Annotated in this window: 27 protein-coding genes and 2 tRNA genes; 3 read left to right on the top strand and 26 right to left on the bottom strand. The window is 30.3% G+C overall.

Annotated features, from left to right (window positions below; genetic code table 11):
• Positions 1–10: 10 nt before the first annotated feature.
• From LFT63_RS05355 to LFT63_RS05440, 18 genes are all read right to left on the bottom strand, one after another.
• Positions 11–84 (bottom strand) — tRNA-Gly (locus tag LFT63_RS05355).
• A 16-nt stretch (positions 85–100) separates the two neighbouring features.
• Positions 101–186: transfer RNA gene (locus LFT63_RS05360), tRNA-Leu, on the bottom strand.
• A gap of 283 nt (positions 187–469) precedes the next feature.
• Positions 470–928, bottom strand: a complete 459-nt coding sequence (locus tag LFT63_RS05365) for a SprT family protein (RefSeq protein WP_029056202.1) — start codon at positions 926–928, stop codon at positions 470–472.
• Positions 921–3071 carry a Tex family protein gene (locus tag LFT63_RS05370; RefSeq protein ID WP_213406307.1) on the bottom strand — a complete coding sequence of 717 codons (2151 nt, stop codon included), beginning with the start codon at positions 3069–3071 and terminating at the stop codon, positions 921–923. The genes LFT63_RS05365 and LFT63_RS05370 overlap by 8 nt, the downstream gene beginning before the upstream one ends.
• 221 nt (positions 3072–3292) lie before the next feature.
• On the bottom strand, positions 3293–4063 hold the full coding sequence (sigB, locus tag LFT63_RS05375; protein ID WP_029056200.1) for an RNA polymerase sigma factor SigB: 771 nt from the start codon (positions 4061–4063) through the stop codon (positions 3293–3295).
• The gene (gene rsbW / locus LFT63_RS05380; protein WP_017637328.1) at positions 4038–4517 is read right to left on the bottom strand and encodes an anti-sigma B factor RsbW; all 480 of its coding nucleotides are present in this window, start codon (positions 4515–4517) and stop codon (positions 4038–4040) included. The genes sigB and rsbW overlap by 26 nt, the downstream gene beginning before the upstream one ends.
• A 1-nt stretch (position 4518) precedes the next feature.
• Positions 4519–4845, bottom strand: a complete 327-nt coding sequence (locus LFT63_RS05385) for an anti-sigma factor antagonist (RefSeq protein WP_340768234.1) — start codon at positions 4843–4845, stop codon at positions 4519–4521.
• A 94-nt stretch (positions 4846–4939) separates the two neighbouring features.
• Positions 4940–5941, bottom strand: a complete 1002-nt coding sequence (locus LFT63_RS05390) for a SpoIIE family protein phosphatase (protein ID WP_017637330.1) — start codon at positions 5939–5941, stop codon at positions 4940–4942.
• A gap of 323 nt (positions 5942–6264) precedes the next feature.
• A complete protein-coding gene (locus LFT63_RS05395) occupies positions 6265–6627 on the bottom strand; it encodes a type II toxin-antitoxin system PemK/MazF family toxin (protein WP_029056198.1) in 363 nt (120 codons plus the stop codon).
• A complete protein-coding gene (gene mazE / locus LFT63_RS05400; RefSeq protein ID WP_002451626.1) occupies positions 6624–6794 on the bottom strand; it encodes a type II toxin-antitoxin system antitoxin MazE in 171 nt (56 codons plus the stop codon). The genes LFT63_RS05395 and mazE overlap by 4 nt, the downstream gene beginning before the upstream one ends.
• Positions 6795–6885: 91 nt before the next feature.
• Positions 6886–8034, bottom strand: coding sequence for an alanine racemase (gene alr, locus LFT63_RS05405; RefSeq protein ID WP_029056197.1), 1149 nt, complete (start codon positions 8032–8034; stop codon positions 6886–6888).
• Positions 8035–8081: 47 nt separating this feature from the next.
• Positions 8082–8459 (bottom strand): holo-ACP synthase, encoded by a 378-nt coding sequence (gene acpS / locus LFT63_RS05410; RefSeq protein ID WP_029056196.1) that lies wholly within the window; start codon positions 8457–8459, stop codon positions 8082–8084.
• Between the two features lie 37 nt (positions 8460–8496).
• Positions 8497–8991, bottom strand: coding sequence for a PH domain-containing protein (locus tag LFT63_RS05415; protein ID WP_029056195.1), 495 nt, complete (start codon positions 8989–8991; stop codon positions 8497–8499).
• Positions 8978–10510: a PH domain-containing protein gene (locus LFT63_RS05420; protein WP_340768238.1), complete on the bottom strand. Its 1533-nt coding sequence runs from the start codon at positions 10508–10510 to the stop codon at positions 8978–8980. Before LFT63_RS05420 ends, LFT63_RS05415 begins: the two co-directional genes overlap by 14 nt.
• Positions 10503–10976, bottom strand: a complete 474-nt coding sequence (locus LFT63_RS05425) for a PH domain-containing protein (protein WP_029056193.1) — start codon at positions 10974–10976, stop codon at positions 10503–10505. Before LFT63_RS05425 ends, LFT63_RS05420 begins: the two co-directional genes overlap by 8 nt.
• A 205-nt stretch (positions 10977–11181) precedes the next feature.
• The gene (gene cshA / locus LFT63_RS05430) at positions 11182–12711 is read right to left on the bottom strand and encodes a degradosome RNA helicase CshA (protein ID WP_017636747.1); all 1530 of its coding nucleotides are present in this window, start codon (positions 12709–12711) and stop codon (positions 11182–11184) included.
• Positions 12712–13011: 300 nt separating this feature from the next.
• Entirely contained in the window at positions 13012–14373 is a 1362-nt protein-coding gene (locus LFT63_RS05435; protein ID WP_017636748.1) for a UDP-N-acetylmuramoyl-tripeptide--D-alanyl-D-alanine ligase, read from the bottom strand.
• A gap of 15 nt (positions 14374–14388) precedes the next feature.
• Positions 14389–15459, bottom strand: coding sequence for a D-alanine--D-alanine ligase (locus LFT63_RS05440; protein WP_029056190.1), 1071 nt, complete (start codon positions 15457–15459; stop codon positions 14389–14391).
• A 371-nt stretch (positions 15460–15830) separates the two neighbouring features.
• Here LFT63_RS05440 and LFT63_RS05445 point away from each other — a divergent pair, with 371 nt between their 5' ends.
• Complete coding sequence (locus LFT63_RS05445) at positions 15831–17021, top strand: FtsW/RodA/SpoVE family cell cycle protein (RefSeq protein WP_017636750.1); 1191 nt, start codon at positions 15831–15833, stop codon at positions 17019–17021.
• A 132-nt stretch (positions 17022–17153) separates the two neighbouring features.
• On the opposite strand, the gene LFT63_RS05450 is transcribed toward LFT63_RS05445, so the two are convergent.
• The 3 genes from LFT63_RS05450 to csoR form a co-directional block, all read right to left on the bottom strand.
• A complete protein-coding gene (locus LFT63_RS05450; RefSeq protein WP_017636751.1) occupies positions 17154–17291 on the bottom strand; it encodes an Lmo0850 family protein in 138 nt (45 codons plus the stop codon).
• A 137-nt stretch (positions 17292–17428) separates the two neighbouring features.
• Complete coding sequence (csoZ, locus tag LFT63_RS05455; RefSeq protein WP_017636752.1) at positions 17429–17635, bottom strand: putative copper chaperone CsoZ; 207 nt, start codon at positions 17633–17635, stop codon at positions 17429–17431.
• A 10-nt stretch (positions 17636–17645) separates the two neighbouring features.
• Positions 17646–17939 (bottom strand): copper-sensing transcriptional repressor CsoR, encoded by a 294-nt coding sequence (gene csoR, locus LFT63_RS05460; protein ID WP_017636753.1) that lies wholly within the window; start codon positions 17937–17939, stop codon positions 17646–17648.
• A gap of 188 nt (positions 17940–18127) precedes the next feature.
• On the opposite strand from csoR, the gene cls reads away from it, so the two are divergent.
• Both cls and LFT63_RS05470 read left to right on the top strand, forming a co-directional pair.
• A complete protein-coding gene (gene cls / locus LFT63_RS05465; protein ID WP_029056189.1) occupies positions 18128–19612 on the top strand; it encodes a cardiolipin synthase in 1485 nt (494 codons plus the stop codon).
• Positions 19613–19711: 99 nt separating this feature from the next.
• The gene (locus tag LFT63_RS05470) at positions 19712–20356 is read left to right on the top strand and encodes an HD domain-containing protein (RefSeq protein ID WP_340768240.1); all 645 of its coding nucleotides are present in this window, start codon (positions 19712–19714) and stop codon (positions 20354–20356) included.
• 38 nt (positions 20357–20394) lie between these two features.
• Here the strand turns inward: LFT63_RS05470 and yidC are convergent, their stop codons facing one another.
• The 5 genes from yidC to tenA all read right to left on the bottom strand — a co-directional run bounded on the left by yidC (position 20395) and on the right by tenA (position 24282).
• Positions 20395–21264: a membrane protein insertase YidC gene (gene yidC / locus LFT63_RS05475; protein ID WP_017636756.1), complete on the bottom strand. Its 870-nt coding sequence runs from the start codon at positions 21262–21264 to the stop codon at positions 20395–20397.
• An 88-nt stretch (positions 21265–21352) separates the two neighbouring features.
• On the bottom strand, positions 21353–21994 hold the full coding sequence (gene thiE / locus LFT63_RS05480; protein WP_046466906.1) for a thiamine phosphate synthase: 642 nt from the start codon (positions 21992–21994) through the stop codon (positions 21353–21355).
• Positions 21995–22786, bottom strand: coding sequence for a hydroxyethylthiazole kinase (thiM, locus tag LFT63_RS05485; protein ID WP_046466905.1), 792 nt, complete (start codon positions 22784–22786; stop codon positions 21995–21997).
• On the bottom strand, positions 22779–23600 hold the full coding sequence (thiD, locus tag LFT63_RS05490) for a bifunctional hydroxymethylpyrimidine kinase/phosphomethylpyrimidine kinase (protein ID WP_029056186.1): 822 nt from the start codon (positions 23598–23600) through the stop codon (positions 22779–22781). The genes thiM and thiD overlap by 8 nt, the downstream gene beginning before the upstream one ends.
• Complete coding sequence (gene tenA, locus LFT63_RS05495) at positions 23593–24282, bottom strand: thiaminase II (RefSeq protein WP_017636760.1); 690 nt, start codon at positions 24280–24282, stop codon at positions 23593–23595. Before tenA ends, thiD begins: the two co-directional genes overlap by 8 nt.
• Positions 24283–24300: the final 18 nt, after the last annotated feature.

The following is a 24300-nucleotide window of genomic DNA, read 5'->3' on the forward strand; positions in this document are numbered from 1 at the left end:
TTGTAAATATTGGAGCGGGTGATGGGAATCGAACCCACAACATCAGCTTGGAAGGCTGAGGTTTTGCCATTAAACTACACCCGCATGTAATTAAGTTATTTGGTGCGGCCGAGAGGACTTGAACCTCCACGGGATTTCTCCCACTAGGCCCTCAACCTAGCGCGTCTGCCATTCCGCCACGACCGCTGGCAAAACGCTTTAAAATATCGAACTACTTTTTAATAGCATAATATATTGTAAAACATTTGAAATGTTATGTCAACAAGTTTTTAATATTAAATTAATAATCTTAATTAACTTATAAAGTGATGTGTTTTGTTAACGCAACGTTATTTATAATAAATCATTGTAAAGACTATGTCAATAATAAAAATTATTAAAATTTCAAAAAGAGTACTATAGCAATATATTAACCATAGTACTCCTTGTTATATTTGATACTATTAATTTGCATTTAGATATTTGTAACTCATTTAGAAATGTGATCAGATAGTTTTAATTTTCCTCCACATTTTCCACATCTCATTTTATTTACATCTACTTTCCTAATTCTTAAATATTTTGTAAAACAATTTTTACATGAATATATATAATTAGCTCTTTCTTTATAAGATTTTGTAGGTGTACAAAATCTTGGTGCCCCTACTTTACTACTCAAAACTTTAAAGTCACTATCTCTATGTTTATAACCTTTTCCAGTTAAATGTAAATGATAATGGCATAATTCATGTTTTATTATATCAATAATTGCTTTCTTTCCATATTTTTCATATTGCTTAGGATTAACTTCAATGTTATGAGATTTTAACATATATCTGCCGCCAGTAGTTCTTAGTCGACTATTAAAGTATGCATCATGTTGAAAAGGAATTTTAAAATATTCAATGGATATTTCACACACTAAGTTTTTTAGTTCTTGATTATTCATTTGGGTTAATCATTGTCAATGCAACTTTATCCTTTTGTTTATCAATGCTCAATATCCAAACTTCAACTATATCCCCAACACTAACTATATCCATAGGATTTTTTACAAACCTTTTAGATAGTTTTGAAACGTGAACGAGTCCATCCTGTTTTACTCCAATATCTACAAATGCTCCAAAATCCACAACATTCCTAACGGTACCACTAAGTTTCATACCTTCTTTTAAGTCTTCAATAGATAGTACATCGGATTTTAATATTGGTGTTTCAAATTCATCACGTGGATCTCTATTAGGTGCTTTTAGAGAATTTATAATATCTTCGAGTGTTGGCTCACCTATATTAAGTTCTTCAGCCAATTCTTTTATATTAACCGAATCTAGTTTATTTTTTAATGTATCGTTACCTAAATCCTTAACTTTTAGATTTAATTGTTTAAGTAACTCATATGTTGCATTGTAGCTTTCAGGGTGAATAGATGTATTATCTAACGGTTCTGTACCATCAACTATTCTCAAAAATCCAATACTTTGTTCTAAAGTTTTTGCGCCTAGTCTTTTTACTTTTGCAATCTCTTTATGGTGCTTGATAGCTCCATTTTCTTCTCTATATTCAATAATATTTTGTGCTATTTGTGAAGTCAGACCAGATACATATTGTAATAATGAACGAGATGCTGTATTTACATCCACTCCTACTTGGTTAACCGCTGTTTCTACTACAAATGTTAATGCTTTTTCTAGTTCTTTTTGGTTAACATCGTGTTGATACTGACCTACACCAATTGATTTAGGGTCAATTTTAACAAGTTCACTTAACGGATCTTGAACCCTTCTTCCGATTGATACTGCACTTCTTTCTTCAACTTGGAAATCAGGAAATTCAGCTCTTGCAATTTCAGAAGCAGAATAAACTGATGCACCCGCTTCATTTACTATTATGAATTGAACATTCAATTTATATTTTTGTATAACATTAGCTATAAATTGTTCTGTTTCTCTACTAGCTGTACCATTTCCAATTGCAATAAGTTGAACACTATAATCATTAATCATCTTAACGATTACTTTTTCAGCATTATCTAATTTATTTACAGGTGGGTGTGGATATATCACATTTTTAGCTACAAAAGTACCATAAGGGTTAATCACCGCTAATTTACAACCAGTTCTAAACGCTGGATCCACACCTAATATTTGTTTACCTTTCATAGGTGGTTGTAAAAGTAAATTTCTTAAATTTTCACTAAACACATCAATGGCATGATTTTCAGCCTTTTCAGTTAAATCGCCTCTTATTTCTCTTTCTATCGAAGGCATAATTAACCTTTTTAAGCTATCTTTGATTGCATCTTTAACAATATATGTAGCTTCAGTTTCTTTTTTAATTTCTTGTTTTTCGATATCTTTTTCTACTTGCGTAGTATCAAATTCAATTTTTACAGTTAATACTTTTTCTTTCTCGCCTCTATTAACTGCTAATACCCTATGATTAGCCATTTTTTTAATAGGTTCAGCATAATCATAGTACATAGCGAAAATTTCTTTTTCATCTTCAGCTTTTTTCTTCTTAGTAGTAACTATTTGACCTTGGTGATAAACATTTTTCAAGATTCTTGAACGATATTTGGGGTTGTCAGAAATTTGTTCAGCAATAATATCTTGTGCCCCTTGAATTGCCTCGTCAATACTTTCAACTTCTTCATTAATGTAAATTTTAGCTTTAGCTTCAACCGCTTCGTCAAGTTGAGGTTGTAAAAGCCAAGTAGCAAAAGGTTCCAATCCTTTTCTTTTAGCTTCAGTAGCACGTGTTTTTTTCTTTTGTTTATATGGTCTATATAAATCTTCTACACGTTGCAATTTTGTTTGTTTTAGAATATCATTTTTCAGTTCATCAGATAGCATGCCTTGTTGTTCGATACTATGAATGACTTCTTCTTTTCTCTTTTGTAAGTTAACCATGTATTGATATTCATCTGAAATTTGTTTGATTTCAACTTCATCCAAGCCACCTGTTTGTTCTTTACGGTATCTTGCTATGAAAGGAACAGTATTTTTATCCTCTAATAATTTTAGTACTGATGTAATTTGTTTTTCAGAAAAATTGTACTTTTCGATGATTGATTTAATTAAATGATTGTCCATTGTTCTACCACACTTTTTCTTTAATTTATTTTTTTATTTTAACATAATCCGTTAATTTCTTATTGCTTAGATAGGTTTCATTAATAAATTTCTTTTTAAATGCTTGTTTAAATTAAAATAAGATTACTACTTCCTCAGAAATATAGTACTCATTTAGAATCTACATTTTGCTGAAAAAATAATAACCTTATTTTTTGTTATAATATTATATATTTAATTATTTACTGATTAGCTGCTTCTTGCAACTTTTTGATTGCAGTACGTTGTAATCTTGATACATGCATTTGGCTCAGACCTATACGTTCACCAGTTTCTTTTTGACTAAGACCTTCGATAAACGTACATTGTATGATTTCTTTTTCTCTATCTGATAATATTGGTAGAATTCTTTCTAGAATCATTCGTTTTTCAGTAAGGTCATAATTATCATCTTGTTGACCCATAATATCCAACAATGTAACTGTTGAACCATCTTTATCTGCTTCGATTGAATGATCTACACTTAGCGCATTATAACTTTGGCCCATTTCCATAGCTTCAAGAACTTCTTCATCAGTAACTTCTAAACGTTCAGCAATCTCACTAATTGATGGTGAGCGTTCTAATTCATTTGTAAGTTCATCACTAACCTTCTTTATACGAGGACCAATTTCTTTTATACGTCTTGGAACATGAACACTCCATGTTTTATCTCTCAAATATCTTTTAATTTCACCAATAACTGTTGGCACTAGGAATGCTTCAAATTTTCGATCAAATGACAAATCAAATCTATTTATAGCACCTATTAAACCAACCATTCCCACTTGAACTAAATCTTCATGATGTGATTGACCTTTAGAGTATTTATAAGCTAATGATTCAATTAGTTTTCGGTAATGACGAACTAATTTATCTTGAGCGCCACTACTTTGGTCTTCTTGGTGTTCTTTAATCCATTGGTTAATCTGTTCAGGTGATACATCATTAACTGATTTCGACTCTTTCGTCATTATTTCGCACCTGCTCTTTTTTAATATACTTAGTCATACTTATCGTAACACCAGATTCTTTGTAAACAGTAACCTCATCCATAAGAGATTCAATTAAGAATAAACCTAATCCGCCTTCACGTAAGAAATCTACATTTTCGTTATTATCATATGGTCCTAAGTTAGACTTAGTAGTTTCATAATCAAAACTTTCACCTTGATCTGAAATAACAATTTTAATTTTATCGTCAAATACTTCAAAGCACAAATTAATCATGCCTGTTTCAGGATTGTGTTTATAAGCATGTTTTACTGCATTAGTTACAGCTTCACTAACCGCAATTTTTGAATCTTCTATATCATCATATGATGCACCTGCTCTGGTAAACACACCAGACAGTGTTAATCTAATTAAACTTACATATTCGGCAGAAGCTGGTAACCGCATTTCAATATAATCTTGTTTTGATTGCATGTTACTCTACCTCCGTTCCTTCATTAACATGCATTAAATCTTTTAATCCAGTAATATCAAAGAGTCTTCCAATACGGTCAGATACTCCTAAGATATAAAGCTCTTTATCGTTTTGATTTAATGCTTTTAGTGTTCCTACAAATAGACCTAAACCTGTTGAGTCCATATAGCTTACATTTGCTAAATTTACATGGATGTCATGTGTACCTTCTTGTCTCATTGGCACAAGTACCTCTTCTAGTTCAGGTACTGTATAAACATCAAGTTCTCCGCCAACTTTAACTTCATAATATGTATCATGTGTGTCAGTTTCAATATTAAGATTCATTTAATTACACTCCTAATTGTATTTCGATTCTTCTAGTTTACTATTCAAGAATAATTATACCCATTGTCATAATTCCTTAATCATAAATTAAAGTTTAATTCACTCGTTTTATAATCAATATGGTCATATCATCTTTTTTATGAGGATTTTGTACTTTTAAAATAGCTTCATAAATAATTTGAACTATGTCCTGTGGGTGCATATGCTTATATTTTTTAATAAGATTCAATAATGTCTCTTTTTTTATAAATTCGCCTTCTTTATTTCTAGCTTCAGTTACGCCATCCGTAAGAATTATTACTAAATCATCAATATAAATAGGAATTTCTTGTTGGCTATACCGTGTTTGTTGACTAATACCTAACACGCGTCCTCTTACTTCTATTTCTTGAAATTCTTCAGTTTCAGCACGATAAACGTATCCAGGTTCATGTCCAGCTGAACTACAATATAATAAATGGTTCATTTCTTCATATAAACCATAGAACATTGTAACGAACATATTTTGATTTACGTTTTTTTCAACAACACGGTTAAGTCGCTTTAAACCTTCACTTGGTAATTGTGAATGTCCATAAGAATCCATACCAAATTTAATCATACTCATAGCTAATGCAGCTGGAATTCCCTTCCCAATGACATCTGCAACGGCAAAACTCATAGTTCCATCATTATGATCAATTAAGTTAAAATAATCTCCACTTACTTTTTGAGCAGCAACTGAAATAACGCCAATTTGTATACTATCAAACTGAGGAATATCTGTTTTTAACATAGTTTGTTGTAGTCTAGAAGCTAAATCAATTTCTTTATCGTGGTATTGTAGTTTATTGACTAATTTTTGATAGTCTCTATAACTATATCCAAATCCTTTAACAACTTCCTGTAAAACATCTAATGTGTTAAGTGCCTCATGTTCAGCTATGTCTAATGAAGAAATATAATTTTTATGTATTTCAACAATATCTTCTGGCAAAATATCTTTTTTTATAACTTCATTAGTGAATTCTTCACACTTCTTTATTAATTGTGTTTTGTTATTCGTGCTTAAGCTTTCATCTATCAATTTTTTATAATCTTTTTTAAATTCTTCCACGATTTTTGCCTCCTAACTACAACATTAATACTTGTTTCCCAATCGCTACATTTATGTTTTTTAATAGCATTACACAGTTTTGTTAACTATCTAAAAAAGACTTTAGGAGTGGAATACCTAAAGCCATATAACTAAACTTAAGACATCCTTTTATAATAAATAGTCCTTCGAAATAACTATCATTACTCTTAATATGTTAAAAATGCATGGTTCAACAATTAAAATAAATTAACTAGTTAAACATTCATGCAATTGTAATTATTATAAAGTTATTGTCTTTTATTTCATTATTTTATTTGTATTTGTTAAATACATACAATAATTTAAGTCTTTGGATGATTAAAATTATGTAATCCTAGACTGATGTCTAGGGCGTAATCTACTTCTTTCATTTTGTTATCTGACAAATATGTGAGCTTTTCTTTCAAACGATTTTTATCTAACGTTCGAATTTGTTCAAGTAAGATTACAGAATCTTTATCAAGTTTATATTTCTTCTTTTCTATTTCTACATGTGTGGGTATCTTAGCTTTGTTAATCCTTCCAGTAATTGCTGCAACAATTACTGTTGGACTATATTTATTACCTGTGTCATTTTGAATAATAACGACGGGTCTTACTCCCCCTTGTTCGGACCCTTGAACAGGTGATAAATCTGCTAGATAAACATCTCCTCTTCTAATCATTCATTCTTAGCGTTAGAAGTTAAATATGTTTCATTGCAATCGCACGCTTCACATTCAATTGGAAAAGCTTCGGTTGCTAGGGAGAGATTTAAATCAGCCATTTGTGCATAACCTTCTTTTAAAGATTGCTCTAAACTGTAACTTCTATTTTGATTAAAAGATAACATACAAAGAACCTCCATTGGTTTCAAAAGTAGCGTTTTTTAAGGTTTATTGATTTATCTTAATAATAACAAATTTTGAAAACAGTGACTATACTTATTTTAATAATTCATTAGTTATCTCAGTATTGTCATTTTCATAATAAATACGTGGCAATCTTCTTGATAAATTACATAAGACTTCATAATTAATCGTATCTTGTTTCTTAGCTAATGCTTCAACAGATTGATTCGTATCTGAATGATTATCTAATAATATAACTTTATCACCAACTTTAACTGTGTCTGGGACTTTTACAATTGTTTGATCCATACAGACTCTACCAATCACTTCACATTGATTCCCATTAACATTGACGAAAGCTCCTTGCATTGAACGTAAATAACCATCTGCATATCCTATAGGTAAAATAGCAATTCTTGTTGGCTCGGTTGCAGTAAATGTGCTGCCGTAACTAACAGATTCACCTTCATTTAATGTTTTTGTTTGAACAATTTCACTGACTAATTGTGTACTTGGCTTTAGATGAACTTTAACATTTTGATTTACATACTCTGATGGATAGTATCCATAAAGTGATATACCTAGACGAATGGCATTACAAAATTGTCCATCCATTAATAATGAACCAGCAGAATTTTGAGCATGAATATATGGTGGCTTGTCGACCTGATTAACTATATTTTGAAACAGTTGGTATTGGTTGGCCATAGAATCACCAGGTTCATCAGCGCTAGCAAAATGTGTATAAACGCCTTCGAACACTAAATCTTCATATTTACTAATAATATCTACGACTTCTTGATACTCTTCTACATCTTTCATTCCTAATCTGCCCATACCCGTATCAAGTTTTAAATGTAGCCATAATGTTTTTTCATTTTCTTCAGAAATATTTTTAATTGATTCTTTTAGCCATGCTTTTGATGGAACAGTCAATGCAACACGATGTTGTATAGCTTTATTAATATCTGTAGGTGGAATAACCCCTAATATTAAGATTTTAGCTTTAATACCATGCATACGTAGTTCGATTGCTTCATCTAAGGTTGCTACTGCAAAGAAAGAAGCCCCATGATCCATTAAATGTTGAGCGATCTTAACACTTCCTAAACCATATCCATTAGCTTTAATTACCGAGATAACAGTTTTATTAGCATGCAATTTATCAAAAGTTTGGTAATTGGATAAGATTGCATTCAAGTCTATATTTAAATATGTCGATCTATAAAATTTTTCTGACATAATCTTATTTCCTCCTTTAAAGCCTAACAACTCATTTCAAAACTCACCTATTTGAATTGTTTATTATCATCTAATTGTTCTAATAACACTTGGCTCATTGCATAATTATCAGTATGTGTAATACTTACATGAACTCGAAAATCCTTGTAATCAATACACGGTTTGCCTAAGTCATTGTTATAACAATTGATATCATTAAAAGCTATTGTTTTCCCCAAACCAGTTCCTAGCGCTTTACTAAACGCTTCTTTAGTTGAGAATCTTCCAGCTAAATATTCTATTTTACGTTTTTCCTGTGTGAATTGATTAAACGTCATTAATTCATCTTCTGAAAGAATTCTTTCCACAAATTTCATCTTTTGTTTATTAAATACTTTTCTAATTCTTTCTATCTCTATTAAATCTACACCTATTCCATATATCATTTTTCCGCCCCATTACTTTAGATGCTACATTACTTTTTTATTTTACATCATATTGATTATTATTTTGATTATTTCGTCTTTCTTTAATTAATCGTTTTATTTGCTGAGCATTCTTATTATTTATTAAAGAAATTTCAGAATTGCCACCTGCTGTTGATAAAGTAATTGTTGCAAGTTTGTATTTTCTCATTATTAAACCTTCATTAACATCAATGTTTTGAATTCTAAAGAAAGGAATGATATTCGTATTTATAAAAAATATACCTGTTCTAACATGGATCTCATTTTCATCAATTTTATATCTAAAGTTTTTATATCTAAATATAGGAATGATTATCAATGCTAAAATACAACATATAATAAACAATACAATTGCTCCTATTACTAGCGACCAAGAGTCTGATATATGGAAGAATTTACAGTTTAAAACCACAATAATAACGAGGATAACAAAGAGTATACTTAACCATATTAGATTAGCCATTATCATCACTTTTTTAGCTTTATCATCCATATATTTATAATTCGACATGTTGGTCACCTCCTACATACCAAGATTTTAGATATTTAATTGTTTTTTCATCCTTATATTTTAACCCTATCGATTGATGACTGGCTCCTTTTGCAATTAAAAATTCAAAATTACCAAGATGATTTCTAATTAAAAGTGGATGTGCATCAATTTCCATACCAATGATTTTGTCATATTTTACATAATATCTTTTGATGCTGAATAAATTTGATTTTTGAATTGTTAACTCATCATTTTTAAGCTTTAAGCCTGATAATTTAATATAAATTACAGCTTGTATAATTAAAGCTATAATGATAATACCTATAAAGAAAAATGACCATGCAGACCAGAAGTAACTACCTATTATCCCAATGATAACTAATATGATAGATGGAATTAAGAAATGTCTATGAAATCCTTTCCATGGCATACCTAAATTTGCAGTTTTAAACGCCATTTCAGGTATTAATTCATGTATAATCTCATAAGCCATTTTGCGCTTTATAAAAGGAATGATCATTATTTCACCATCACTACTAGTGTCGTCTTCAAGTTTTTCATCAATATCACTAGTTATTAATACATGTATAGCTGTAAAACCGAATAATTTTCTAATATAAGATTGGCGTTCAATAACAGCTTGTATGCGATTTGTAGGTACAGTTATATTCTTTTTTGTTAATAATCCATATTGAATTTTTAATTGATGTCCTTCTTGTGTCATGGTGTAACAATAATATCTAATTAAATTGATTAATGCCCCCACTATGTAACTTAATATCAAAATCAATCCTACTACTATGCTTATTACAATCGCTATAGCATTAGCAAAACTGAATAATTCATTTGTAATTCTATTCCATGGAATAAGATTAGAAAAACTACCTACAATTGGTGAAATAGTCGCTAATGCAACTCCTATAGCTCCGCTTGATAAAGACATTAATATTAAATTTTTAAATGATAATTTAAACACGCGTTTTCGTTGACCTGGCATATCATTTTCAAAATTCCCTTGAATGTTATCGACGCTTGAATCCACATTTAAATAAGAATCAAGATTAACATCCTTTTCATCATTATTACTTAATTGATTTTGTATGTCTTTAATTGTGTTTTCTATTTCAATACTTTGTGTTTTTGAGATGGTTGAAAGTTCTAAACCATCACTAGGTGTTTTTATCTGTAACTGCACACCACCAACAATCTGATTAATTATATCTTGAGAAGTGTCTACAGATTGAATACGACTTATATCTAATTCTTTACGTTCTTTATTAAATATTCCTGTAGTCAATATGAAATGATTGTTCTCTATCCAATACCGAGTATTATATACTTTTAAAATTTGACCAATAAACGATATTAAGAAAAAGATAGTTAATAATGCGGGAACAATATATTCACGTAAATTAGTAAAATCAAAATCTTTAAAATTAAAAACTAAAAAGATAATGATAACTATAAAATTTTGTTTGAAAGCTTCTATCAATCCGGAAACATATGATATCGGATGCAATTTTTGCGGACTATACATCATATTCTGCTCCTCTCAATTGACTAAATATCTGTTCTTGTATAAATTCTGCTTCTTCTTCGGATACAAATGGAAGTTCAAAACTATGACCAGCAGAAACAAATGTTATTTCATTAATTTTAAACTTTCTCGCTAAAGGATTAGTATTTATTTGTAAAAATTGTAGTCTTTCAATTTTAGAAATATCTTGATGTTTAAAGAAAAAAGTTGACTTAACTTCTATGACATTATTTTGAATTCTATAAAATAAATAATTGTATTTAAGTAAAGGACTTGAAATCAATCTAATTAAACTTACGATCCATAACACTATGTATATGTATATAATAAAGTGCCACCAATTAAATTGATACCAAAGATAAAAAAGAATAGCATAGATAATTATTTCAATAATAAAACTGAGTCCCGCTGTTAAGAAGTAGTATGTTAAAGCATTTTTTGGACTTTTATGAAATGTACTATTCATTAATTTAGCTCCTTTATAATTTTTAACCACATTATAGCATAGTCAATTTTTCTTCTAAATGTCGCTTCATTTTTATTAACGTTCATCACTTAAAAATTACTTTTATTTTCTATTCGCCAAGACAAAAGTAAGAAGCACACAATTAATTTAAATTAATTGTGTGCTTCTTTAGAAAACAAATTATATATTGAGTATTGATAAATTTTTATTTTTGATGGTCAGCGAATGTGCGACCTTTCATTGTTTTGTTTGAGTTTTGAGATGATTTATCTTTACGATCAAACTTTTTATTATTATTCTTCTTTGAAGAGAAACCTTTTGATGAACGTCTATTTTTATTATCGAATTTACCGCCACCACGTTTATTATTGCCTCTTCTAGAATTATTATTTCCTTTAGAGTTACGTCCTTTACGTGATAATGGTTTTTCGAATGTTAATTGAACTTCTACTTCATCGTTTGCTTCAACTAATTCTTGTAATAATGATGCAACTAGTTCAACATCATTATACTCTTCAAGTAATTCACTTGAAATTCGTTGTAAACGTGGTTCGTTTTCTTTAGACATCCAGTTTTGAACTTTTTCTTTGATGTCATCTTCACGTGCTTTTAAGACTTCTTTACGGTGAGGTGGTCTTAAAGCATTCATTCTTCTATTGTTAGCATCTTCGATTTGACGAATATAATCCATTTCAATTGGATTTACAAAAGTAACAGCGATACCTTCTTTTCCGGCACGACCTGTACGACCGATTCTATGAGTATAGCTTTCAGTATCTTGTGGAATATCGAAGTTATAAACGTGACTTACGCCTGAAATATCTAATCCTCTCGCTGCTACGTCTGTTGCAACTAAGATGTCGATTTGATCATTTTTGAATTTTTTCAATACTTCTAAACGTTTAGCTTGAGTAATATCACCATGTAAACCTTCAGCTTTATATCCTTTAGATAATAATGCACTTGTTAATTCATCAACACGGCGTTTTGTACGTCCAAATACAATTGCCAATTCTGGTTGATGTACATCTAGGAAGTTTGTGAAAGTATCGAATTTTTCTAATTCTTTAACAATTGTATAATATTCGTCGATTTGAGGATCTGACATTTCATTATTCATTGTTTTAATAATTTTAGGTGTTTTCATAAATTGTTGTACTAAAGTTTGGATAGCTTTAGGCATTGTTGCTGAGAATAGCATCGTTTGACGTTGCTCAGCTGGAATTTTATCCATAATAAATCTCATATCGTCGATGAATCCCATGTTCATCATTTCATCAGCTTCATCCAAAATAAGTGTATGAATATCATTAGTTTTTAATGTACGTCTATTTAAATGGTCAATAACACGTCCTGGAGTACCAACAACAATTTGTGGACCTTTTTTTAGTGCTTTAATTTGACGTTCGATTGGCATACCACCAAAAACTGTAACGACTTGTACATTTTGACCTTTACTAAATACTTTTAATTGCTCTGCAACTTGCATCGCTAATTCTCTAGTAGGCGCTAGAATTAATGATTGAACACCTTGTTCTCCAACTACCTTTTCAATTAAAGGTATTCCAAACGCACCCGTTTTACCAGTACCTGTTTGGGCTTGTCCAAGGATGTCGTATCCTTCTAACGCATAAGGGATACTATCTTTTTGGATAGGAGTTGGCTCTTTAAACCCCATTGATTCAAGTGTTTGAACCGTTTTATCCGAAATCCCTAGTTCTTTAAAATTTTGCAAAATAATTCTCCTTTTACCTGTTTATTTCTCAATATACTTATTTGCATATATGTTCATTTATGTTTTATCAACTTCTTAATAGTACCACCTAACATTTATTATAGCAATAAAGCAGTTGGTATATAGTGGTGAATAATGACTCTTAATTATGAAACATTTCCTTTTAAAATGGTGACGTGCATATATTGAAAGCGTTCCATAAATATATTTTATTTTTTAAATAAAAACAGTAAGACTACTATGTTATTCCCATTTAACTTAGAAATTAACATATGTCTTACTATTGGAATGTAATACTTTTTATTTAATTAGTGCATCGACTACATCTTCTAATTTCATGCCTCTTGAGCCTTTAATTAAAACTTTATCATTTGGTTGAACGATATCAGTAATATGAGAAATAAGTTTATTTTTATCTTCATAATGATAAGCCTCGCCCACAAATTGTTTGCCTGCACTATGAATAAATGCCGCTTCTTTACCAAACGTAAATAATTGGTTGACATCTTTATCGTGTAAATAATTTCCAACTTCTTCGTGCATTTGTTTACTATTGTCTCCTAATTCTAGAACATCACCTAGTACTAACAATTTGCGGCCTTCCATATTACTTAATGTATCTATTGCTGCTTTCATACTAGTCGGGCTAGCATTATAAGCATCATTGATAACAGTTATATGGTTCTCAGTTTCATGTCGTTCCATTCTCATACCAGTTAACTTAACGTTTTTTATATTGTTTTGAATGACGTTATAGGATAAACCTAACTCATGTCCTACAGCAATTGCTATAGCTGCATTTTTCATATTATGAATACCTAAAATGGGTAATTCATAATGTTGTTCTTGATTTATTGTAAAAGCAATACCTTCAGTTGAAACGTTATCATCAACTTGACACACTAATGTATTATCTTGTTCTAAACCAATACTTATACATTTAGCTTGTTTAATTTTATCAACATGAGGTTTTAAAAGCGGTTCATCGCCATCATATATAAATGTGCCTTGTGCTTTAAGACCAATAGTAATTTCTGATTTAGCTTGAGCAATACCTTCACGAGAACCTAAATCTTGCATATGTGATTCCCCAATATTAGTAATTACTGCGATATCCGGTTCTGCAATTGAAGACAATAATTCTATTTCATGGAAACCTGACATGCCCATTTCTAAGATTGAAATTTCAGTATCTATATCTAAATCTAAAATGGTTAAAGGCATTCCAATTTCATTATTATAGTTTCCTTGTGTCTTTTTCACTTTATATTCTGTATTTAAAACACTCTCTATCATGTCTTTAGTTGTCGTTTTACCATTTGAACCAGTAACTGCAATTACTTTTGGATTTACATGTTTTAAATAAGCTTTAGCCAAATCTTGTAATGCATTTAATGTATCTTCAACCCAAATAATTGGGCCATTTACTTGTTCAGGCGGTGTAACATCTTTTTGATAAAATGATGCACCTGCACCATCATTAAGTGCTTGTTCAACGAAACGATGACCGTCTACATTTTCGCCTTTAAAAGGTATAAAGAGCATACCTTCTTTTATCGCTCTGGAATCTATAGTGACACCATGAATGGAATGATCAAGATATTGTTCATCTATATCACAATCAATCCATTCTTTAATTTGTTTTAACGTTACGTTTATCATCTAAAGCAACTCCGTTTAATCGATTTTATATTTATTTTTCTTTTTATCTTCGTGTCGTTCTTTAGCTAAGCTTATTAATTTAGAAATTAAATCAGCATAAGATAAGCCCATATTCTCCCATAAACTTGGATACATACTAAATGAAGTAAAGCCTGGCATAGCGTTTGTTTCGTTAATATAAATTTGATTGTCTTTTGTAACAAAGAAATCCGCACGTACTAACCCTGAACAATCAGTTGCTTTAAAAGCTTCTAAAGCCATATTTCTTAATGTCATTTGAACATCTTGATCTAAGTCAGCAGGGATTTGTAATTGAATTTTACCGTCTTTGTATTTTGATTTGTAATCATAAAATGCAACATCTTTAACTACTTCACCAGGCCAAGTAGTTTCTGGATAGTCATTACCTAAAACAGCTACTTCAATTTCTCTTGCGTCTATTCCTTGTTCAATAACTAACTTACGGTCGAATTGGAAAGCTTCTTCAATACCTGATTTTAATTCTTCTTCATTATTACATTTGCTTATACCAACACTTGATCCTAAGTTTGCAGGCTTAACAAATACTGGGTAAGTTAATTTGTCATTAACTAATTTAAGAATATTATTTTCATATTTTTCGTATTCACTTCTTAAGAAACTTATATATGGTAATTGAGGTAAACCTCTATGTTCAAATAATTGTTTCATTACTAATTTATCCATTGAACTTGAAGCTGCTAATACCCCATTACCTACATATGGAATATCCAGTACTTCAAATAAACCTTGGATTGTACCATCTTCACCATTAGGTCCATGTAATAATGGGAATACAGCATCGTATGATTTGCCTAAACTACCATTGCTTAACAATTGTGAAATTTCTCCTGTTGGAATGTCATTAATACGTAATTCATCAGTTGATTCAATATGATGAGTAATATTATCTTGTTTTTTCCATTCGCCATCATTTGTTATATAAATAATATCTACTTGATATTCATTTTTATCTATTGCATTTAATACATTTTGGGCAGTTAAAATAGAAACATCATGTTCTGCACTTTTTCCTCCATAAACGATACAAATATTCTCTTTTGTCATTTCGTTTTCCTCCAATAAACGCTCATCTTCAGCGTTATATCATTTTAAAATTTTCACTATTTAATTATATGTATTTAGTCTATACATGCACTTCTCTGAAACTTAATATTATCATATTTGCTATGACTTTTGCATTTTATAATATAATAATGTAACGAGTATCTCTGACGAATTAAATAACCTTTCTAAACCTTGAACTAAACTTCACATTAACTTTTCAAAAATAAGGAATCGTTTTCAAACTTGATATTCTAGCAAATTTCAAAAAAGTCATGTAAAATCGTTATATAAATATGGATAAAATATTGATGCCTACATCTTAGATGAGACAAAAATAATTATCTTATAACGTGTTATAAAAGGAGTAAAATATGAAATATTCATCCCGTCAAGAGCCTAACAAACATTGGCTACTTAAAGTAGACTGGATATTAGTAGCAATTATTACATTGTTAGCAATATTTAGTGTCGTATTAATTAGTTCTGCCATGGGCGGCGGACAGTATAGTGCTAACTTTAGTATCAGACAAATCATGTACTATATTTTAGGTACTATAATGGCTATTATCATTATGTTCATTTCACCTAAAAAAATAAGAAATTATACATATTTGCTTTACACAATTTTCTGTATTTTACTGGTAGGTCTATTAATATTACCCGAAACAGCTATAACACCTGTGATTAATGGCGCTAAAAGTTGGTATAGTTTAGGACCTATAAGTATCCAACCATCAGAATTCATGAAAATTATTCTTATATTAGCATTATCAAAAGTAGTAGCACGTCATAACCAATTTACGTTTAACAAGTCATTTCAATCTGATTTAATGTTATTTTTCAAAATCATAGGTGTATCGATTATTCCTATGGCATTGATTTTATTACAAAATGACTTAGGTACAACTTTAGTTATTTGTGCAATTATTGCAGGCATCATGTTAGTCAGTGGAATCACTTGGAGATTGCTAGCGCCTATCTTTATTTCAGCAATAGTTATTGGTGCTTCTGTAATTCTTGCTATTATATTTAAACCTTCTTTAATAGAAAATTTATTAGGTATAAAGATGTATCAAATGGGACGTATTAATTCATGGTTAGATCCCTATTCATATAGTAGTGGAGATGGTTACCATTTAACTGAATCGTTAAAAGCTATTGGTTCAGGTCAATTATTTGGTAAAGGTTATAATCATGGTGAAGTCTATATTCCTGAAAACCATACCGATTTTATTTTTTCAGTAATTGGAGAAGAAATGGGCTTTATTGGTTCAGTTGTACTTATATTATTATTCTTAGTGTTAATTTTTCATTTAATTAGATTAGCTAGTCGAATTAATGACCAATATAACAAAGTATTTATTATTGGATATGTATCTTTAATCGTATTCCATATATTACAAAATATTGGTATGACTGTTCAATTACTTCCAATAACTGGTATTCCATTACCATTTATAAGTTATGGTGGTAGCTCACTTTGGAGTTTAATGACAGGTATTGGTGTTATTTTAGCTATCTACTATCATGAACCTAAAAAATACCAATCCATTGAAAAGTAACAGAAAATACGAAAAATAGAGTCAAATCCTATAAACTAGGACTGACTCTATTTTTAAACAAAAAAGGCGCCATTTTCAATGACGACTTCATCTCACAATTAAAATGCGCTTACTGACCTAAATCCAATTCACTTATTTACATTCGTGACTGATTTGTTTTGTTGCAGGCAATGTATTAATAATGTCTAAACGAGATTTAGTTTTTTTAATATTTACACCTAATGATGATAATAAATTAACCACATTTTGAATTTTCTCTGAATTCTTCACTAATAACACCTCGTTTGGTTGACTTCATATACATCATACCCCAAACAACATCACTTTACTACATGATTTTAAAAATTTATTATAATCTTTAACTTTTATAACTTAAACTTAGTCATATTAATATATAATACTAATGATTAATAAAGCACTTTAAATCCAGAATCATAAATTTCTTTTTCGATACTATTTAAATTAGCAGGTGTCTCAAATTCAACTGAAATGTGACCATTGCTTAAATCTACATTTGCATCATATACACCTATCATTTCCTTTAATATTGTTTCCATTTTGTTAGCTTGTTCAGTCGTTTTGATTCCTGAAGTATAAACGATTTTTTGTTGCACTTTATTTCCCTCAATCTTTCATTAATTTTTGAAAAGTTACAAGTAACTCTTCCATGGCTTCTTCTTGATGACCATTATTGACTTTTTCAGTTATACAACTCTTCATATGTTGTTCTAATAATTTAGTAGCTACACTATTTAAAGCTGAACGTGTTGCTCTAATTTGTGTTAAAACATCATCACAATAAACATCTTCTTCTATCATTCGGTTGATAGCACGAACTTGTCCTTCAATTCTATTTAATCTCGATTTCAAATTTGTTTTAATTTGTTCTGAGTGATGTGCATGATCTTGTTCTGTCACTTTCGTCACCTCTTAAATGATTTCCATTTTATCCTACTTCTCTATAACAAATTAGTCAATTGTAGCCCTTTCAAATCTCTCAACAGTATAATGATAAATATATGACTTCATGGTACAATTATATAGTTAAAAACTTTTTTAAAAGATTTTATTTTTACTAAAAATATAAAACAATAAGGAGGCATTTTATGTTCGAAATATTCACTATGACACTTGCTCAATCTAACCTCATTATTAATATTGTTTTGATTGGTGCATTTGTATTAAATTTGGCCTTCGCTTTTACAATTATATTTATGGAAAGACGCACTGCTAATTCAATATGGGCTTGGTTATTAGTTCTAGTATTTTTGCCTCTATTAGGTTTCATATTATATCTATTGTTTGGACGTCAAATTCAAAGAGACCATATTTTCACATTAGATAAAGAAGATAAAGTCGGACTTGAAATGATTGTGGATGAACAACTTGAAGCGATTAAAGATAAAGATTTTTCAAAAGGAAATCACCAAATCGTTAAATTTAAAGAAATGGTTCAAATGTTGTTATACAATAATGCCGCATTCTTAACGACAGATAATGAAGTTGAAATTTATACAGATGGTAATCAAAAATTTGATGATCTACTAGAAGATATTAAAAATGCTAAAGACTATATACATATACAATACTATATTTTTCACAGTGATGAATTAGGTAAAACGATTTTAAAAGCATTAGAAGATAAAGTTGAATCTGGCATTGAAGTTAAAATGCTGTATGACGATATGGGGTCAAGAGATTTAAGAAAGAAAGATTTAAAGTCTTTCAGAGAAAAAGGTGGCCATGTAGAAGCATTTTTCCCTTCTAAACTTCCCTTAATCAACTTGCGTATGAATAATCGTAATCACCGTAAAATAGTTGTTATAGATGGCAAAATAGGTTATGTAGGCGGATTTAATGTTGGTGATGAATATTTAGGTAAATCCAAAAAATTTGGTTATTGGAGAGATACTCATCTCCGTGTCGAAGGTGACGCAGTTAATGCACTACAATTAAGATTTATACTTGATTGGAATTCACAATCTACACGTGACAATATTACGTATGAAGAACGCTACTTCCCCGATGTTAATTCAGGTGGAACTATAGGTATACAAATTGCCTCTAGTGGACCTGATGAGGAGTGGGAACAAATTAAATATGGCTATCTCAAAATGATTTCTTCAGCCAAAAAATCTATATATATTCAATCACCGTATTTTATACCTGATCAAGCATTTTTAGACTCTATAAAAATTGCTGCCTTAGGTGGCGTTGAAGTAAATATTATGATACCTAATATGCCAGATCATCCCTTTGTTTATTGGGCAACTTTAAAAAATGTAGCATCACTACTCGAAGCTGGTGTTAACGTTTATCAGTATAATAATGGATTTTTACATTCAAAAACATTAATTATTGACGATGAAGTTGCTAGTGTTGGTACTGCAAATATGGATCATAGAAGTTTCACACTTAATTTCGAGGTAAATGCCTTTATATATGATGAAGGTATAGCTAGATCACTAAAACAAGCTTTTATTGAAGATTTAAAGGTATCAGATCAATTAACAAAAGAAATTTATGAACAACGTAGTTTATGGATTAAGTTTAAAGAAGGTATTTCTCAATTATTGTCTCCAATTTTATAGGAGGTATTTAGCCCTATAGATAGATCATAATCAAAGTTAACCTGAGACGTAAAAGTGTGAAAGTCTCAGGTTTCATTATGAAAAGGAAAGGATGTCTGTATGAAAGATGAAGAACGAATCAGTCTAGCTAGCCAGTATATGGAATCATTTCATAAAACTGACTATAGCGGTCATGACATTGCACATGTTTATAGAGTACATTCAATGGCAAAACATATTGCTTACAATGAAGCTATCAGCAACACTTTAATAATCGAATTAGCCAGTCTTTTACATGATACTATTGATGCAAAATTAGTAGATACAACGTCGGCTAAACAACATTTAAATCAATTTTTAGATAAACTTGAAATAACTCATTCAGATCAATCTCATATTCTTCATATCATTGAAAATATGAGTTATAAAAATGGTGCTAACAATCATGTTGAATTAACAGTAGAAGGACAAGTTGTTAGAGATGCTGATCGTTTAGATGCTATTGGTGCCATAGGTATAGCTAGAACTTTTCAATTTGCAGGCCACTTTAAAGAACCAATGTGGACTGAATCTAAATTACCCAAAAATTTTAATGATGATACTTTATCCACTTCATCACCTTCAGCAATTAAACATTTTTACGAAAAATTATTTAAATTAAAAGATTTAATGCACACGAATACTGCTAAACAAATCGCTATTCAACGTCATGATTTTATGGAACATTTTGTTTCACAATTCTTATCCGAGTGGCATCAATTATAGAAAAAAGCGACAAATCATTGATTTGTCGCTTTTTATTATTATTTTTTATTTTTTTTTGATACTACTTGAGTATTTTTACCTTTTTTATTTGATGACTTACCGTCTTGATCAAATTTTTGTAGTAAAGGTTCAACTTCTTTTTTAGCAAGTTTAGAATAGTACATATTAGCAAAGTGTGTTTGCACAACTAAGAATGCCGCACTGACTGACCAATATAAACCTAATGCTGAAGCAGAACTTAATGAAATCCAAATAATCATAATTGGTGACACAATCATCATCATGTATCCCATTTGACGTTGTTCTTGAGGCATTGTTTTACTTGATACATAGGCTTGGATAAAGTATAAAACACCTGCAATAATAGTAATCCAAATATCCGGTTTAGTTAAATTAAACCATAAGAAATGTGGATGTACTGATAAACCACTAACTAATTTATCTTTTAGAACAAAGTATAATCCCATGATAATCGGCATTTGAATGAGCATTGGTAAACAACCAAGCATACTCTTCATTGGATTCATATCATATTTTTTATAAACTTCCATTAATTCTTGGTTAGCAGCCATTTTCTCTTCTTGAGTACGAGCACGCTTAACTTTTTCCTGAATACCATCTACTTCAGGTTTTGCAACTTTCATTTTTTCACGCATCATATGACTATTTTTATAGTTTGATAACATGAATGGTAGTAACACTAAACGTATAACTATTACTAAAATGATAATAGCTAAACCATAATCATTGTTTAAAACATCGTTACCTAACCACTGTAATAAGTGTTTCATAGGTTCAACGAACGTATTATAGAAAAATCCACTACGAGCTCCAGGTTTAGAATAGTCACAGCCTGCTAAAAAGACCATTAAACCTAAAAACAAAGGTAGCAACGCTTTTTTCTTCATTTTTCCACCTCTATTGTAATATTCACATAGGTTTTATTCTATCATACTCATACCATGGTATAAAACAAAAAGTGGAAAAAATTAATGATTAATTGAAATATTTCTTAAATTCATTAACAGTGTTGTCAATATTCTGGCTTCTACTTATAGCTGAAATAATTGATATACCGTCTGCATTAGCATCTGCAATAGACTTAACATTTTCCTCAGTAATGCCACCAATTGCAACCATTGGAAATGCACCAATTCTTCGTCTTAACTGTTTAATCATCTCTGGACCAACTGGTTCACTTGCATCACTTTTTGAAGGTGTATTAAACATAGGACCTACACCTATGTAATCAACATTTGTTAAATCAGACGTTTCATATTCACTTATATTACCAACACTAAGTCCGATAATTTTGTCTTGAAAGTCATTGGCAAAAGCTTTCACGTCTTCATCATCCTGACCTACATGTATACCATCAGCATTAATTTTTTTTGCTAGTGATACATCATCATTAACAATAAAAGGTACATGATAAGATTGACATAATGATTGTAATTCTTTTGCTAATTTCTCTTTTTCATTATCTTTCAAAGCATTCTCGCCCTTTTCTCGAAACTGAAACATAGTTATTCCAGCCTCAAGTGCTTGGGTTAAAACTGTTTTTATTGATTTTTGTTCAGGTATATCTTGAGTTCCACAGATAAAATATATTTTTAATTGTGACGCTTTAAATTCCACCTAATCAACCTCTTCTTTTTTAACATATTTTTCATAAGTCTTATAATCGAGTAAATACATTTGATCTAATAATTCAGGTAAAAATGAACCCGGACCTTTTACTTTATCTTCACTTGCAGCAATTTCACCTGCTATATTATAAAAGCTTACTGCTTCGACAAGCGTTTCATGTTTAGGTTTAGTATTTCTGAATAAGAAACTCGCAATGATACCACCTAATAAACAACCTGCACCTGTAATTTTAGCTGACATAGATGAGCCATTTGAAAGTTTTGTCATTTTATTATCTTGCATCACAATATCATGTTCACCTGTAATTACTATAGCAGTTTGATATTTTTTATATGCATCATTTGCAATGTCTAATACATTTAATTCACTGTCTCCATCTGTACCTTTCATTGTTGTATTTGAATCGACTAGTGTTAAAATTTCAGAAGCATTTCCTTTGATTACAGATACATCCACTTCGTCTAAAAAGCGTTTACAAAAATCTTTTCTATACTGTGATGCTCCAACTGCGACTGGATCAAAAACAATAGGAGTTTCTAATTCGTTAGCAATTTTACCAATTTTTATTAAATCATCTTCATTATTATGTGTAAGTGTCCCAATGTTTATAAGCAAACCGCCCGCAACTTTATAGAAATCTCTCGCTTCTTCAGGCGCTTCACTCATTGCTGGACTTGCACCTATGCTTAATAAACCATTAGCAGTAAAATTTTTTACAACATCATTGGTATAACAGACGATTAGTGGATTTTCATTTCTAAGTTTTTCTAAATTATTCATCATCTAACCCTTCTTTCTTAAGATATGCGAAGTGATTAACAGGGCCACGACCTTTACCTATTTCTGGTGTATATTTGATACTTAATGAAATGAATTTTTTAGCTTTTTCTACCGCTTCATATATAGAACGACCTTTGGCTAATTCTGCTGTTATTACTGCTGAAAATGTACAACCAGTACCATGTGTATGTTTAGTGTCAAAACGTTCATCTCCAAATGTATAAACACCATCTTGCGTAAACAGAAAATCTTTAGCATTATTTAAATCTGCAGAATGTCCGCCTTTAATAACTACGCCCTTACTTCCAATTTCATTAATAAAGATATTACCTGCTTTACGTATATTTTCTTCTGTATCAATCTTGATACCAGTTATTTCTTCAGCTTCTGGTATATTTGGAGTAACGACATCTGCTAATGGCAATAAAGTATCTTGAAGTTTTTGTTTGGTTTCATCATCCATAAGAGAGTCTCCACTTTTAGCAAGCATAACTGGATCAATAACATATGGAATTTTGGGATATTGTTGTAAGTAACTTTGTACTAAATGCATTGTATCTTCAGTTGCAATCATTCCTGTTTTAATTGCATGAGGTAACTCATCATTAAATATACTTTCTAATTGTTCTTTTACCCATGATGTCTCAAGATTATGAATATGCTGAACCCCTAATGTATTTTGAGCGACAATACTAGTTATTGACGCCATGCCATACACACCACAAGAATGGAATGACTTAAGATCTGCCATAACACCTGCTCCACCTGTTGGGTCTGTACCAGCAATTGTTAAAGCTATTTTAGGCTTATTCATATTTATCACCTCGATAATTCCATTTTTCATCTATATAAGCCATATTGAAAAAGTTTCTCTCATGTAGTGTACTTTGCAAGAAGTTCTCTTTAATTTCATTTTTTTCATTTTCAGTACATTGTTGAGTTAAACGATCCATCAAGTCATCAAAGACACGGACTAATTCATCCATTTCTGTACTATAAAATTCAAACCAATCAACTGTTTTTTCATCACGATTTAAATTTTGATCTTGCATTGCTCTTTTAGCAATAACGGCATAAACATAAGGGCATGGCGCCATTGCAGCAATCGTATAAGCAGCGTTTTCATGTGCATAAGCATTATAATACATATGTTTGATGTAGTGATCTCCACTTGGTGGCCATACTTTTTCTTTAACAATTTCATCATATGGTTCATTTATGAAAGCAGCTAAAGATTCATGAGCGGCCACTTCACCTTCTAACATAAATTCTATTTGATCAACTAAAAATTTCACATCTTCTAATTCTGACATTTTAGGTATCAATAATGCATATAAATTAGCAAATTCCTTTAAATACGAAGCATCTGCACGTAAATACTGTCGAACGGCTTGTTTCGATAATTCACCATGCAATAAATCTTGAATAAAACCATCGTTGTAAATATCTTCAATAATTGGTTCTGCAGCTACCCTTAATTCTTTAGAAAAACTCATCACAAATTGCCTCCTTGA

This window comes from Staphylococcus sp. FSL H8-0121, from assembly GCF_038008425.1.
Taxonomy (GTDB): Bacteria; Bacillota; Bacilli; order Staphylococcales; family Staphylococcaceae; genus Staphylococcus; species Staphylococcus pasteuri.

Bases quoted from the DNA above. Each gene is read 5' to 3' on its own strand.
- LFT63_RS05440 (WP_029056190.1), bottom strand. From the start codon at position 15,459: ATGACAAAAGAGAATATTTGTATCGTTTATGGAGGAAAAAGTGCAGAA.
- thiM (WP_046466905.1), bottom strand. From the start codon at position 22,786: ATGAATAATTTAGAAAAACTTAGAAATGAAAATCCACTAATCGTCTGT.
- LFT63_RS05425 (WP_029056193.1), bottom strand. From the start codon at position 10,976: ATGAATAGTACATTTCATAAAAGTCCAAAAAATGCTTTAACATACTAC.
- LFT63_RS05370 (WP_213406307.1), bottom strand. From the start codon at position 3,071: ATGGACAATCATTTAATTAAATCAATCATCGAAAAGTACAATTTTTCT.
- alr (WP_029056197.1), bottom strand. From the start codon at position 8,034: ATGTCAGAAAAATTTTATAGATCGACATATTTAAATATAGACTTGAAT.
- acpS (WP_029056196.1), bottom strand. From the start codon at position 8,459: ATGATATATGGAATAGGTGTAGATTTAATAGAGATAGAAAGAATTAGA.
- LFT63_RS05415 (WP_029056195.1), bottom strand. From the start codon at position 8,991: ATGTCGAATTATAAATATATGGATGATAAAGCTAAAAAAGTGATGATA.
- LFT63_RS05420 (WP_340768238.1), bottom strand. From the start codon at position 10,510: ATGTATAGTCCGCAAAAATTGCATCCGATATCATATGTTTCCGGATTG.
- thiD (WP_029056186.1), bottom strand. From the start codon at position 23,600: ATGAATAAGCCTAAAATAGCTTTAACAATTGCTGGTACAGACCCAACA.
- LFT63_RS05395 (WP_029056198.1), bottom strand. From the start codon at position 6,627: ATGATTAGAAGAGGAGATGTTTATCTAGCAGATTTATCACCTGTTCAA.
- LFT63_RS05470 (WP_340768240.1), top strand. From the start codon at position 19,712: ATGAAAGATGAAGAACGAATCAGTCTAGCTAGCCAGTATATGGAATCA.
- mazE (WP_002451626.1), bottom strand. From the start codon at position 6,794: ATGTTATCTTTTAATCAAAATAGAAGTTACAGTTTAGAGCAATCTTTA.
- sigB (WP_029056200.1), bottom strand. From the start codon at position 4,063: ATGACGAAAGAGTCGAAATCAGTTAATGATGTATCACCTGAACAGATT.
- yidC (WP_017636756.1), bottom strand. From the start codon at position 21,264: ATGAAGAAAAAAGCGTTGCTACCTTTGTTTTTAGGTTTAATGGTCTTT.
- tenA (WP_017636760.1), bottom strand. From the start codon at position 24,282: ATGAGTTTTTCTAAAGAATTAAGGGTAGCTGCAGAACCAATTATTGAA.
- cls (WP_029056189.1), top strand. From the start codon at position 18,128: ATGTTCGAAATATTCACTATGACACTTGCTCAATCTAACCTCATTATT.
- LFT63_RS05385 (WP_340768234.1), bottom strand. From the start codon at position 4,845: ATGAATCTTAATATTGAAACTGACACACATGATACATATTATGAAGTT.
- LFT63_RS05365 (WP_029056202.1), bottom strand. From the start codon at position 928: ATGAATAATCAAGAACTAAAAAACTTAGTGTGTGAAATATCCATTGAA.
- LFT63_RS05445 (WP_017636750.1), top strand. From the start codon at position 15,831: ATGAAATATTCATCCCGTCAAGAGCCTAACAAACATTGGCTACTTAAA.
- rsbW (WP_017637328.1), bottom strand. From the start codon at position 4,517: ATGCAATCAAAACAAGATTATATTGAAATGCGGTTACCAGCTTCTGCC.
- LFT63_RS05435 (WP_017636748.1), bottom strand. From the start codon at position 14,373: ATGATAAACGTAACGTTAAAACAAATTAAAGAATGGATTGATTGTGAT.